This window comes from Acidovorax sp. (assembly GCF_034519795.1).
GTDB lineage: Bacteria > Pseudomonadota > Gammaproteobacteria > Burkholderiales > Burkholderiaceae_C > Acidovorax.
This window is the reverse complement of record NZ_JAXHOB010000020.1, coordinates 554,602-566,403: the sequence shown is the minus strand read 5'-3', so window position 1 is coordinate 566,403 and position 11,802 is coordinate 554,602. Positions and strand designations below refer to the sequence as shown.

Here is an 11,802-nt window from a genome sequence, read left to right as displayed (position 1 = left end):
GTGCCATGGACAACACAGACATCCTGCGGGTGGCGACCTACAACATCCACAAGGGGGTACAGGGCATCGGCCCGGCCCGCCGCCTGGAGATCCACAACCTGGGGCATGCGGTCGAGCAGCTCGATGCCGACATCGTCTGCCTGCAGGAGGTGAGGAAGCTGCACCGTGGCGAGGCCAAATACTTCCAGCGCTGGCCTGAGCTGCCCCAGGCCGAGTACCTGGCGCCCGAAGGCTACGAGGCGGTCTACCGCACCAACGCCTTCACCCGCCACGGCGAGCACGGCAATGCGCTGCTCTCGCGCTGGCCCGTGATCGGCCACCAGCACGAGGACATTTCCGACCACCGCTTCGAGCAGCGCGGGCTGCTGCACGTCGAAGTGGACGCCCATGGCCGCAAGATCCACGTGATCGTCGTCCACCTGGGGCTGATCCCGGGCAGCCGCATCCGCCAGATCGAGCGGCTGCAGCGCTTCATCGAGCGCGAGATTCCCGGCGGCACGCCGCTGGTGGTCGCGGGCGATTTCAACGACTGGGGCCTGCAGGTCAAGCGCATGCTCGCAGGCTTCGGCCTGCATGAATTCGAGGACCCCCGGGCCTTCACCTACCCTGCGCGCCTGCCCCTGGTGCAGCTCGACCATGTCTATGTGCGTGGCCTCACGCCCCTGTCGCTGCATGTGCCGCGTGGCCGCATCTGGTGGCGCATGTCGGACCACCTGCCCCTCATCGCCGAGTTCCGGCTCTGAATGTCACCCCCTGAGTCGCTTCGCGCCTTCCCCCTTGAAGGGTGCCGCTCCCACTGCGGCGCGGCGGCCCTTGCACGGGGGCTCTGGCCCCGGCCGCGCCAGTTTCGCAGGCTGTGGGTGGCGCGCCACGCGGTGGAGCCGCTGCGTTGACTCTGTCGCGGGCCTTCACCGCCGACCACCGGGTGCGCCTGCTGCAAGGCGCGCAGGAGCTGTTTCCCGCGCTGGTCGAGGCCATGGACGCAGCGCTGTCGGACATCCAGTTCGAGACCTACATCTTCGATTTCACCGGCACCGGCGCCAGTGTGGCCGAGGCCCTGGAGCGCGCGGCCCGGCGCGGCGTGCGCACCCAGCTGGTGGTGGATGGCGTGGGCACGGGCGCCTTCCCCCTGGAGTGGACCGAGCGCTTCCTGGCCGCCGGGGTGCGCTTTCGGGTGTACTCACCGCTCGGGCCGCTGGGCCTGCTGCTGCCGCACCGCTGGCGCCGCCTGCACCGCAAGCTGTGCGTGGTCGATGGCTGCATGCTGTTCTGCGGCGGCATCAACGTGCTGGACGACCTGCACGACCCCAACCACGGCGCCCTGGCTGCGCCGCGCTTCGACTTCGCCGTGCAGGCCACGGGCAGCCTGGTGGCGGTGGCCAGCGACACCATGGACCAGCTGTGGTGGCGCATGCAGGCCGTGCGCGACATGCGCGAGCGCCGCCTGCCCGAGGCCCTGCAGGCGCTGCGCGCGGCCAGCGCCGCCCGGCATGCGGCCCAGGTGGCCGAAGACGGCCCGCGCATGCGCGCCGCGCTGCTGCTGCGCGACAACGTGCGCAACCGCAGCCGCATCGAGCGTGCCTACCGCCGCGCGATTGGGGCGGCGCGGCACGAGGTGATCATTGCCAACGCCTACTTCCTGCCCGGCGGCAAGCTGCGCCGTGCACTGCTGATGGCGGCGCGCCGCGGCGTGCGCGTGCGCCTGCTGCTGCAGGGGCGCTACGAGTACTTCATGCAGTACCACGCGGCGCGGCCGGTGTATGGCGCGCTGCTCGCGGCGGGGGTGGAGATCCACGAGTACGCACCGAGCTTTTTGCACGCCAAGGTGGCCGTGATCGACGCGCTGGGCGAGCGGCCCTGGGCCACGGTGGGCTCGTCCAACCTCGACCCGCTGAGCCTGCTGCTGGCGCGCGAGGCGAATGTGGTGGTGGAGGATGCGGCCTTTGCCGCCGACCTGCGCGCACGCCTGGTGCAGGCCATGCAGCAGGCCGGCCGGCGCATGGAGCCGGCGCGCTACGCGGGCCGGCCGCTGCGCCAGCGCGTGCTCGACCAGGTGGCCCATGCGCTGATGCGCCTGGCCCTGTGGATCACCGGACGCCGCTACTGAGCCCGGCAGCCTGGCTTTGTTGCTATGCAAATGGTAGCTGTATCGCAATATGGGCTGGGCGGTAGGTGCGTAAAACCTTTGCCAGACGGCCGGCTCGGTTCACTGTTACGATGCCGGACATGTCCAGTCCCACTGCCGCCGATATGACGACCACCCCGCCGGACGAAGAAGGCACGCCCGTCTCCGTCAAGATCCGAGAGCGCCTTGCCGCCGCGCGCAAGCGTTTCCACGCCAACGACAACATCGCGGAATTCATCGAGCCCGGCGAGCTGGAGAGGCTGCTGGACGAGGTCGAGGTCAAGATGCAGGGCGTGCTCGACAGCCTGGTCATCAACACGCAAGGCGACCACAACACGCACAACACGGCACGCCGTGTGGCCAAGATGTACCTCAACGAGGTGTTCAAGGGCCGCTACGTGGCGCAGCCTCCGATCACCGAGTTCCCCAACGCCGAGCACCTGAACGAGCTCATGATCGTCGGGCCCATCACCGTGCGCAGCGCCTGCAGCCACCATTTCTGCCCGGTGATCGGCAAGATCTGGATCGGCGTGATGCCCAACGAGCACACCAACGTGATCGGCCTGTCCAAGTATGCGCGCCTGGTCGACTGGGTCATGGGCCGCCCGCAGATCCAGGAAGAGGCCGTGGTGCAACTGGCCGACCTGATCATGGAAAAGACCCAGCCCGACGGCCTGGCCATCGTGATGGAGGCCAGCCACTTCTGCATGTCCTGGCGCGGCGTGCGCGAGATGGACAGCAAGATGATCAACTCCGTGATGCGCGGCGTGTTCCTCAAGGACCCCTCGCTGCGCCGCGAATTCCTGTCCCTCATCCCCGGAAAGAACTGACCATGCTCGTACGCCTGCTCTATGCCAGCCGCGCGGTGGATACCTCGCCCTCCGCGATCGAAGCCATCCTCACGCAATCGCGCCAGCACAACCCGGGCAGTGGCATCACCGGGGTGCTGTGCTATGGCGGCGGTATCTTCCTGCAGGCCATCGAGGGCGGCCGTTCTGCCGTGAGCGACCTGTACGGCCACATCCAGCGCGACCCGCGCCACCAGAACGTGGAGCTGCTGCACTACGAGGAGATCACCGAGCGCCGCTTCGGCGGCTGGACCATGGGCCAGGTGAACCTGTCCAAGATCAACCACTCGATCCTGCTCAAGTATTCCGAGAAGCCCGAGCTCGACCCGTATGCGGTGTCCGGCAAGGTGTCGTTCGCGCTGCTCGAAGAACTCATGGCTACGGCTTCCATCATCGGGCGAGCTTAAAAAGGACTGGCCTCCAGGCCTGCCCTCTTTTCCAGACATCCGAACCCGGGCCGCAGCCGCCGACGCGCTGCGGCCTTTTGCATTCCCTTCCCCGCTTTTTCACCGTGACCCTCAACGCCTTCGGCCTCATCATTCTGGCGGGCCTGATCCATGCCTGCTGGAACATCGTGGCCAAGAAGGCGGGTGGGGATTCGCGCTTCGCGTTCTTCACCTCGGTGCTGATGATGCTGGTCTGGGCGCCGCTGGGCTGGTACCTGGGGCGCGATGCGGTGCCGCTGTGGGGCGCGGTGGAGTGGGGCTTCGTGGTGGCCAGCGGGCTGCTGCACGTGGGCTACTTCGTCATCCTGCTGCGCGGCTACCGCAGGGCCGACCTCACCGTGGTCTACCCGCTGGCGCGCGGCTCGGGGCCGCTGATGTCGTCGCTGGTGGCGATCACGCTGCTGGGCGAGCGCATTTCGGCGCTGGGCGTGGCCGGCATCGCGGGCGTGGTGGGCGGGGTGTTCCTGATCGCAGGCGGCCCGGGCCTGCTGCGCGCCGCGCACGATCCGGGCGCGCGCGAGCGCGTGCACAAGGGCATGTTCTACGGCCTGCTCACGGGGGCCTTCATCGCCAGCTACACGGTGGTCGACGGCTACGCCGTCAAGATCCTGCTGATGTCGCCCATCCTCGTGGACTACATGGGCAACTTCGTGCGCGTGGCACTGCTCGCGCCTGTGGTGCTGCGCGACCTGCCCACCGCCGGCCAGCTGTGGCGCGCGCAATGGCGCTTCGCGCTGCTGGTGGCCATGGTCAGCCCGGTGGCCTATGTGCTGGTGCTGTATGCGATGAAGGAGGCACCCCTGTCCCATGTCGCGCCAGCACGCGAGGTGTCCATGCTCTTTGCCGCGCTGATCGGCGGCCACCTGCTGGGCGAAGGCGACCGCGTGGCGCGCATCTGCGGGGCCGTGCTCATCGCGGCCGGCGTCACCGCGCTGGCCCTGGGGTAGGCCATGCTGCTCGGGTGCGACTTTTCGAGCAGCCCCACGCGCCGCAAGCCGGTGGTGCTGGCCCTGGGCCGGCGCGATGGTGCGCGCGTGCAGCTCACGGAACTGGTGCGGCTGGAAACACTGGCTGCGGTGGGCACCTGGCTGGCCGAGCCGCGCCACTGGGTGGGCGGGTTCGACCTGCCCTTCGGCCTGCCTCGCGAGCTGCTGCAGACCCTGGGCTGGCCGCTGCAGTGGCATGCCAGCATGCAGCACTACCGGTCGCTCACCCGCCCACAGATCCGCGAGGCCTTTGCCGGCTTCTGCGATGCGCGCCCCGTGGGCGGCAAGTTCGCGCACCGCGCGACCGATGGGCCCGCGGGCTCCAGCCCGTCGATGAAATGGGTGAACCCGCCCGTGGCCTACATGCTGCATGCCGGGCTGCCGCTGCTGCTCGATGCCGGCGTGCACCTGCCCGGCCTGCATGCCGGCGACCCCACGCGCGTGGCGCTGGAGGCGTATCCTGGCCTGCTCGCGCGCGAGGTACTGCAGCGGCGCAGCTACAAGAGCGACGACGTGGCGAAACAGACGCCCGAGCGCCTCATCGCGCGCAAGGACCTGCTGACCGCGCTGGAGCTGGGGCAGACGCGCCTGGCGCTGCGCCTCAAACTCAGCCACGCCCAGCGCGATGCCCTGGTGGCCGACGCCAGCGGCGACAGCCTGGACGCCGTGCTGTGCATGCTGCAGGCCGGCTGGGCCGAGCTGCGCCATGCCGAGGGCGACGCGCTGTATGGCCTGCCGCCCGGCCTGGACCCGCTGGAAGGCTGGATCATCACCGCGCCCATGCCCCTGGCGAGCGCAGGGGTGGACACAATGGCGCCATGACAGTTGCCATCGCTTCCATGCAGGCTTGCCGGCGCTGGGCCGGGGTGCTGGCCTGCACGGTCGCCGTCACGGCGGTATTCGCCGCGCCGGCCCCCTGGTTCTACTGGCGCAGCAAGGTCGATGGCCAGCGCGTCTGCGCCCAGACCTCGCCCGGCAGCGGCTGGGAAAAGGACAGCCCGCCCTACGACGGCCCCGGCTGCGCCCCGCGCCGCAAGGTGCTCATCGTCCCGATCCGTTGAGGGCCGAAACGCCGGGCATGCGAATTTTCACCGTCATGGCTTGCAATACTGTGCATGCATTCGATAATGGTCAGGATGACCGAACTGATCTTGATACGCCACGGCGAGACCGACTGGAACCGCGAGCTGCGCTTTCAGGGGCAGGTGGACGTGCCCCTGAACGCCACCGGCCATGAGCAGGCGCGCCGCCTGGCCGAACGCCTGGGGGCCGAGCGCCTGGCGGTGGACCACCTGGTCTGCAGCGACCTCATCCGCACGCGCCAGACGGCGCAGCCCGTGCTGGGCACCTTGCTGCCACAGCTGCACATCGACAACGTGTTGGATGCCAGCCTGCGCGAGCAGAGCTTCGGCCTGGTCGACGGCATGCGCGTGGACGACATCAAGCTGCAGCATGCCGAGGCCTGGGAGAACTGGCTGCGCTTCGACGCCGATGGCGGCATGCCCGGCGGCGAGACCACGCGCCAGTTCCACACCCGGGTGATGGGCGCCGTGCGCCGTCTGGCGCAGGAGCATGCGGGCAAGACGCTGATGGTGGTGACCCATGGCGGCGTGCTCGACATGGTCTGGCGCACGGCCCGCGGCGTGGGCCTGCACGGCCCGCGCCAGAGCGACATCCCGAATGCCGGTTTCAACCGCGTGCGCCTGGATGGCGAGGCCATCGAGCTGCTGCACTGGGGCGATGTGCGCCACCTGGCGGACCTGCCGCCGCAGCCGGTGTATGACCAGGCCAAGCTGCTGGTCACGGAAGGCAGCACGGACTGAGCATGCCGCGCGCTGGAGCCGTCAGGCTCCGGGCAGGGTGATGTCGATCTGACGCTCGCTCGCCTGTACCTGCACGCCCAGGGGCTGGGCCAGCCGCAGCAGGGCGGCCAGGTCCAGGGCCGGGGGCCGCGCGGGGCCTCCGGCCTCGGGTGGGGGCAGAAAATTCTGCGACGCGGTCGAGGTGCCGTGTGAGCGCACCCGCACGCCGAGGGCACCCACGGGCTCCACCGTGACCTGGGCGGGCGCCGGACCGGGCTGTTCGGCCAGGTGGTAGATGGCAGCCAGCACCAGGTACAGCAGGCTGTGGAGCACCTTGGCATCGCCTTCCCAGCCGGGGGCGTCCTCGGCCAGGGGCTCCATCTCGGTGCCGCGCACCATCAGCATCGGGCGCGCCAGTTCCACCGCTTCGCGCGCCAGTTCCAGCACGGTGTGGCGGTCGTTGATCTGCAGGTCCCACAGCCGCAGGCGGCGGATGTGGCGCGAGATCTCGTTGAGCTGTTCTTCCAGCTGCTCCACGCGCTCCACGGCCTGCTCGGGTGCCATGTCGCCCTGGCCCAGGCGGCGCTTGAGCAGCATGGTGCCCATGCGCATCACCGACAAGGGGCTGGCCACGTCGTGCCGCAGCACCGGCATGGCACGCATCAGCACGGCATGCTGCAGGCCGGCATCCGTCAGCTCCCGGTCGTGGTCGGGCACAGGGGGCGCAGATTTCTGGGCAGGCATGGGGTGGAGGGCTCGGGTTGTGGTGCTCAGGGAGCGGGAGGGGCCTGCAGCGCGGCGGCGCAGCGTGCCAGCAGCGCATCGAAGGCGTCGAAGTCGAGCGGCTTGCCCAGGATGTAGTCGAACACGCCCATCTGCCCGGACGCCGTGCGGGCGTTGCCCGAGGCCATGCCGGTGATGGCGATCGCAAAGCAGGGGCCACTGCCATGCGCGGCCACGCTCTCGCGCAGCAGGGGCACGAGGTCCGAGCCGCTCATGTCCGGCAGGTTCTGGTCCACCAGGAAGATCTGCACCGGCTTTTCGCGGGCCAGTGCCAGGGCGCGGGCCGCAGTGGCGGCCGTGCGCACGGCATGGCCTTCCATGGTCAGCAGTTCTTCCAGGAGTTCGGTGGCGTCCTGGTTGTCGTCGATGACGAGGATCTCTAGCGGCATGGTGGTCAGGCAAGGGGGTTGTTGGCGGCGCCCGGGGGACGCAGGGGCAGGTGCACGGTGAAGACCACGTGCGGCGCTTCGTGCGCGTAGCCGATGCGGCCGCCGTGGCCCTGCACGATCTGGTGTGCGATGTACAGGCCCAGGCCCAGGCCGGAACGGTTGCGCACCTTGCCCACGGACGAGGACTTGAACGGGGTGAACAGGTCGGCCGCCACCTCGGGCGCGATGGCCGGCGCCACGTTGCGCACCTCGATCACGGGCCCGGCCGGTGTGCCATGCGCATGCACCTCGACCGGGTGGCCCGCATCCCCATGGTGCCGTGCGTTGCTGATGAGGTTGGCAAACACCTGGGCGATGCGGTCGGGGTCGGCCTCGGCGCGCAGGCTGTCCGGCAGGTGCCCCACCAGTTGCATGCCGGGGTGGGCCGTGCGCGCCTCGTCCATCAGGTCGGCCAGCAGCTGCACCAGGTCGAGGGTTGCGGGCCTCAGGTCCAGTCCCAGACGGCTTTGCAGGCGCGACATGTCCATCACCTGGCTCACCAGGCGCTGCATGCGGCTGCTGCTGGACTGGATGCGCTGGCCCAGCCGGCCGGTGCTGCCATCGGTGCCGCTGTTTTTTTCGAGCACCCGTGCCGCCATGCTGATGGAGTGCAGCGGGTCGCGCAGGTCGTGGCCGAGCACGGCCATCAGGTGGGCGCGGGCGTTGTTCAGTTCGGCATGGCGGGTGCTCTGGGCGCGCACCAGCTCGGCGAGCAACTGGCGGGCAAGGTCCAGGTCGTCGCCGGCCCATGGCTCGGCGGTGGCGCGCACGATTTCCTTCCACAGGTCGAACGAGCCGCGTGGCGTCAGGCGCGGGCCCAGCGGGCCGGCTCGCACCTCTTTCTCGGGCTTGCCGCCCCAGTGGATGGTCTCGATCTGTTCCTTGCGCAGGAACACCAGCCAACTGCCGCGGTGCATGTCCAACGGCAGGGCCAGCACACCGCACCAGGGGGACAGCTGCACGCCGACCTCGGGCGCCTCCAGCGGCAGGGCATGGGTCGCATAGAGGGCGCCGCCGGCATGCGTGGCATCGAGCCAGTGCAGCAGGGCCTGGGCGGCCGAGTCGCTGATCTCGCCTTCGGTGCACAGCTTGCTGCTTTCGGACACGATGACGGCCCCGGCGTGCATCGATGTGGCCAGGGCGGCCGCATGGGCACACAGCGCGGCGAACTCATCGTCGGAGTGCAGCACGCTCTCCATCACGCGCGTGCGCAGCTCGGACACCTGCTGCTGGCGCTCGGCCTGCTTGCGCGCCAGGGCCGCCTGGATGGTGGCACCCAGCATCTGCGCCATCACGTCGCAGGCCATGCGCACGCTGTAGGGCACCTGGCGCGGGCCCATGTGGTGGCAGGCCAGCAGGCCCCACAGCCGGTTGTTGATGACGATGGAAATGCTCATGGACGCGCCCACGCCCATGTTGGTGAGGTACTCGATGTGGATCGGCGAGACGCTGCGCAGGATGGCGGCGCTCTGGTCCAGTGGCTTGCTGCCTGGGGCCTGTGCCAGGGGCACCGGCGCGGCCTGCACGTCCGCGATCACGCGCAGGGTGTTGGCCACGTACAGGGCACGCGCCTGCGCCGGGATGTCGCTGGCGGGGTAGCGCCGGCCCAGGTAGGGGTCCAGGAAGTCGGCACGCGACTCGGCCACCACGTCGCCGCTGCTGTCGGGCCGAAAGCGGTAGGCCATCACCCGGTCGAAGCCGGTGAGCGCCTGCAGTTCCTGCGTTGCCAGCTGCAGCAGGTCGTCGATGGAGGCGCGCGGGCGGCGCAGCTTCTCCATGGCGCGGTGCGCCTGCATGGCAAAGCCCGTCAGCGCGTCGGAGGATGCCTGGCGCGCCTCGAACTCGATCACCAGAAGCTCGTGCGACTGGTGCAGCACCACGTCGAAGCTGCGGCCTGCGGCCAAAAGCTCGGTCGGCATGGGCAGGTCGGCCGCAGCGCCCAGCGCGGCCAGACCTTCGTCGAGCAGTTCTCCCAGCACCGGGTGCTGCGCGACCAGTCTGCTGCCGCGCAGCAGCTCGCCCGGCTGCAGCGCATGCCCGAGCAGCGCATGGGCATTGCCGCTGGCATGGCGCACCAGGCCGCTCGCATCCACGGCCACGAGCACGCCGTGGGACTGGATGGAGCCCGGGATGTGGATGGGCTCGCGGTCGCAGTTTTCCAGCGTGGTGGGCTGCACAGGGGCGGTGCCGGAGCTCATGCGGGCGTTCCCTGCGTGGCATCGAAATGCAGCTGCAGGCCCTGGAAGGCGGCCAGCGCGCCGTCGCACGCGGCCGCGATGGCCGGGGGCGACACCACGTGCGCGCGCAGCAGTGCCATGAACGCCTTCCAGCGCGCCCCGGTGCCAGCGCCATCGCCCTGCAGGGTGCGCAGGGGGTGCGGTGCCAGCCGGGACGCAAGGCCGCGGTACAGCACCTGCGCGCCGAGTTGCGAGCCTTCGACCACGTAGGCCAGGCCCCAGCGCACGGCATCGGCCTGCTCCGGATGGTGCGACAAGGCCTGTTCCACGCCCAGCGCAGTGGCCGCGCTGGGCTGGGGCCAGGGCAGGCTGGCCTGGCCTGCGTGCGCCAGGTCCTCGCGCAGCGCCAGCAGCCGACCCGCAGGCGCGAAGCCAAAGCCGGGTGCTTGCGCCTGCAGGCATTGCAGTGCAGGCCAGAGCGCCTGCAGCCAGGCAGACAGTGCGTGGACATGCTCCAGGTAGTCGGCCAGGCTGGCGTCCGTGCGGGCAATGGGCAGGCGGGAGTCGAGCTGCGCATGCCGCGCGGCCGTGGCATGCCGCAGCGCTTGCAATGCATCGGTCGTGGCGGGCTGCAGTGGCGTGAGAGCAGTGTGCGGCAAGGTACGGGTGACCTGTGGAGGGGGGAGGGTGCACCGCACCCCAGGGCACCGTGCATCCCCATTCTAGAACCGGATTGCCCTGTGCAGGCCCCGTGCCAGCAGGGGTTTGCACCGCCGATGGCGTGCCGCCGTAGCGGCGGGCTGTGCGGCTACGATGCCACGCAGCCTTGTCCTACGCGTGGCCCAGGGCGCTGTCGAGGGCCAGGGCGGTGTACACCCCCCGAAGCTGCCGCGCCAGGCGCAGGGATTCAGGCTGCGCGTTGGCCTGGGGCTGCAACAGGTTCTGCAGCGTGGCCCACTGGCCGCTTCGGGCCAGGGCGTCGAGGTAGACCTGGTGGAACAGGTCGCGCTGGGCGTGGCTGCCGCCCACGGCCACCAACTGGGGCAAGGCCTGGCCCAGCTGGTGTGCCGCCGTGGCCCAGTCGCCGGCCGCATGGGCGAGCAGGCCGTGGGCGGCGGGCACACTGACCTGTTGCCACACCCTGCGCTCGTGCGCCTCGGTGCGGTTGGCGGCGTGCTCCTCGATGTGGCGCAGCAGTGTGCGCGCCTCGTCCAGGCGCCCGGCGCGCGCCAGGCCGTAGAGGTACTGCAGGTCCAGGAAGGGCAGCACCTGGTCGGACAGGCGCAGCGCAAGGTGGGCGGCCAGGTCGTCCCAGCGTGCGCGTCCCACGTCCACGCCAGCCAGCTCCAGCCGCGCCAGCAGCGAGACGGCGTTGATCTGGTCCTGCGTGTATTCCTTGACCACGCCCCAGACCTGCTGGTCGTACAGTGCCAGCACCTCGGCGTGGCGCTCCTGCTCCAGCAGGAACAGGGCCTGGTGCCACCAGTTGTGCGTCACCATGAAGGAGTTCAGGCCGGTCCAGGTGTCGGCCACGCTCGCCATGAAATCGGTGCCTTCGGCGATGCGGCCCTGGGTCAGCATCACATGCGCCAGCGCATGGTGGGCCCAGGGCTCCTTGCGGCACAGGGCCACCGCATGGCGCGCAGCGGCTTCCGCATGGTCGAGCAGATGGCACTGCTCCCAGCCGAAGGCCAGCATGCCATGCAGGTAGGGCACCTCGGCTGCGGCGGGCAGGGCGGCCAGGGCGATGCGCAGCATGCCCGGGGAGTCGCCTCGGTTGAACAGGTGGTACTGCCCCAGCTTGAGCGAGGCCAGGTCGCGCGGGTGCAGCCGGGCCTGCTCCTCGTGCAGCGCAATGGCCCGGGGCAGGTCGCCCGCCACCCAGGCGGCCACGGCGGCGACGAAGCGTTGCTCGCGCTCACTGGCCTGGCCGGCGGTCGCCTGTGCGCGCGCCAGGTAGGGTTGTGCGTTGCGCGGTGCATCGGCCGATTCGGCAAACATGTGCAGCGCCGCGCAGCAGGCCTGCACGATGGCGCTTTCGTCCTGCTCGGCCGCGAGCACGTTCACGGCACGCGCTTCGCAGCGGATGAACCCTTCGACGAAATCGTTCAGGGCGGCAAGGCTGCCCGGCTCGTGCAGGGTGACGGGGTTGCCCAGGCTGTCGGTGGCGGTGTGCATCGGTGCATTGTGCGGGGCAAGAAGCTACC

Annotated in this window: 13 protein-coding genes; 8 read left to right on the top strand and 5 right to left on the bottom strand. The window is 70.0% G+C overall.

Annotated elements, in window-relative coordinates; all coding sequences use genetic code 11:
* The first annotated feature begins 5 nt into the window (after positions 1–5).
* The 8 genes from U5N23_RS23855 to U5N23_RS23820 all read left to right on the top strand — a co-directional run bounded on the left by U5N23_RS23855 (position 6) and on the right by U5N23_RS23820 (position 6,228).
* The gene (locus U5N23_RS23855) at positions 6–743 is read left to right on the top strand and encodes an endonuclease/exonuclease/phosphatase family protein (protein ID WP_322595193.1); all 738 of its coding nucleotides are present in this window, start codon (positions 6–8) and stop codon (positions 741–743) included.
* Between the two features lie 146 nt (positions 744–889).
* Positions 890–2,107, top strand: coding sequence for a cardiolipin synthase ClsB (gene clsB / locus U5N23_RS23850; RefSeq protein ID WP_322595192.1), 1,218 nt, complete (start codon positions 890–892; stop codon positions 2,105–2,107).
* Between the two features lie 119 nt (positions 2,108–2,226).
* Entirely contained in the window at positions 2,227–2,955 is a 729-nt protein-coding gene (gene folE / locus U5N23_RS23845; RefSeq protein WP_322595191.1) for a GTP cyclohydrolase I, read from the top strand.
* A 2-nt stretch (positions 2,956–2,957) separates the two neighbouring features.
* Positions 2,958–3,380, top strand: a complete 423-nt coding sequence (locus U5N23_RS23840; RefSeq protein ID WP_322595190.1) for a BLUF domain-containing protein — start codon at positions 2,958–2,960, stop codon at positions 3,378–3,380.
* 104 nt (positions 3,381–3,484) lie between these two features.
* Entirely contained in the window at positions 3,485–4,366 is an 882-nt protein-coding gene (locus U5N23_RS23835; RefSeq protein ID WP_322595189.1) for a DMT family transporter, read from the top strand.
* A gap of 3 nt (positions 4,367–4,369) precedes the next feature.
* Positions 4,370–5,227, top strand: a complete 858-nt coding sequence (locus U5N23_RS23830; RefSeq protein WP_322595188.1) for a DUF429 domain-containing protein — start codon at positions 4,370–4,372, stop codon at positions 5,225–5,227.
* Complete coding sequence (locus U5N23_RS23825) at positions 5,224–5,466, top strand: hypothetical protein (RefSeq protein WP_322595187.1); 243 nt, start codon at positions 5,224–5,226, stop codon at positions 5,464–5,466. Before U5N23_RS23830 ends, U5N23_RS23825 begins: the two co-directional genes overlap by 4 nt.
* Before the next feature lie 75 nt (positions 5,467–5,541).
* The gene (locus U5N23_RS23820; protein WP_322595186.1) at positions 5,542–6,228 is read left to right on the top strand and encodes a histidine phosphatase family protein; all 687 of its coding nucleotides are present in this window, start codon (positions 5,542–5,544) and stop codon (positions 6,226–6,228) included.
* Positions 6,229–6,249: 21 nt separating this feature from the next.
* Here the strand turns inward: U5N23_RS23820 and U5N23_RS23815 are convergent, their stop codons facing one another.
* The 5 genes from U5N23_RS23815 to U5N23_RS23795 all read right to left on the bottom strand — a co-directional run bounded on the left by U5N23_RS23815 (position 6,250) and on the right by U5N23_RS23795 (position 11,773).
* Positions 6,250–6,951, bottom strand: a complete 702-nt coding sequence (locus U5N23_RS23815) for a hypothetical protein (RefSeq protein WP_322595185.1) — start codon at positions 6,949–6,951, stop codon at positions 6,250–6,252.
* Between the two features lie 26 nt (positions 6,952–6,977).
* Positions 6,978–7,379 carry a response regulator gene (locus tag U5N23_RS23810; protein WP_322595184.1) on the bottom strand — a complete coding sequence of 134 codons (402 nt, stop codon included), beginning with the start codon at positions 7,377–7,379 and terminating at the stop codon, positions 6,978–6,980.
* A gap of 5 nt (positions 7,380–7,384) precedes the next feature.
* Positions 7,385–9,616 carry an ATP-binding protein gene (locus U5N23_RS23805; RefSeq protein WP_322595183.1) on the bottom strand — a complete coding sequence of 744 codons (2,232 nt, stop codon included), beginning with the start codon at positions 9,614–9,616 and terminating at the stop codon, positions 7,385–7,387.
* Complete coding sequence (locus tag U5N23_RS23800) at positions 9,613–10,254, bottom strand: biliverdin-producing heme oxygenase (protein WP_322595182.1); 642 nt, start codon at positions 10,252–10,254, stop codon at positions 9,613–9,615. The genes U5N23_RS23805 and U5N23_RS23800 overlap by 4 nt, the downstream gene beginning before the upstream one ends.
* A 172-nt stretch (positions 10,255–10,426) precedes the next feature.
* Positions 10,427–11,773 carry a tetratricopeptide repeat protein gene (locus tag U5N23_RS23795; protein ID WP_322595181.1) on the bottom strand — a complete coding sequence of 449 codons (1,347 nt, stop codon included), beginning with the start codon at positions 11,771–11,773 and terminating at the stop codon, positions 10,427–10,429.
* Between the last annotated feature and the right edge of the window lie 29 nt (positions 11,774–11,802).

What these genes read in the sequence shown, in the direction of transcription:
- U5N23_RS23855 (WP_322595193.1), top strand. Translation starts at nt 6, where the DNA reads ATGGACAACACAGACATCCTGCGGGTGGCGACCTACAACATCCACAAG.
- folE (WP_322595191.1), top strand. Translation starts at nt 2,227, where the DNA reads ATGTCCAGTCCCACTGCCGCCGATATGACGACCACCCCGCCGGACGAA.
- U5N23_RS23840 (WP_322595190.1), top strand. Translation starts at nt 2,958, where the DNA reads ATGCTCGTACGCCTGCTCTATGCCAGCCGCGCGGTGGATACCTCGCCC.
- U5N23_RS23830 (WP_322595188.1), top strand. Translation starts at nt 4,370, where the DNA reads ATGCTGCTCGGGTGCGACTTTTCGAGCAGCCCCACGCGCCGCAAGCCG.
- U5N23_RS23825 (WP_322595187.1), top strand. Translation starts at nt 5,224, where the DNA reads ATGACAGTTGCCATCGCTTCCATGCAGGCTTGCCGGCGCTGGGCCGGG.
- U5N23_RS23820 (WP_322595186.1), top strand. Translation starts at nt 5,542, where the DNA reads ATGACCGAACTGATCTTGATACGCCACGGCGAGACCGACTGGAACCGC.
- U5N23_RS23815 (WP_322595185.1), bottom strand. Translation starts at nt 6,951, where the DNA reads ATGCCTGCCCAGAAATCTGCGCCCCCTGTGCCCGACCACGACCGGGAG.
- U5N23_RS23810 (WP_322595184.1), bottom strand. Translation starts at nt 7,379, where the DNA reads ATGCCGCTAGAGATCCTCGTCATCGACGACAACCAGGACGCCACCGAA.
- U5N23_RS23805 (WP_322595183.1), bottom strand. Translation starts at nt 9,616, where the DNA reads ATGAGCTCCGGCACCGCCCCTGTGCAGCCCACCACGCTGGAAAACTGC.
- U5N23_RS23795 (WP_322595181.1), bottom strand. Translation starts at nt 11,773, where the DNA reads ATGCACACCGCCACCGACAGCCTGGGCAACCCCGTCACCCTGCACGAG.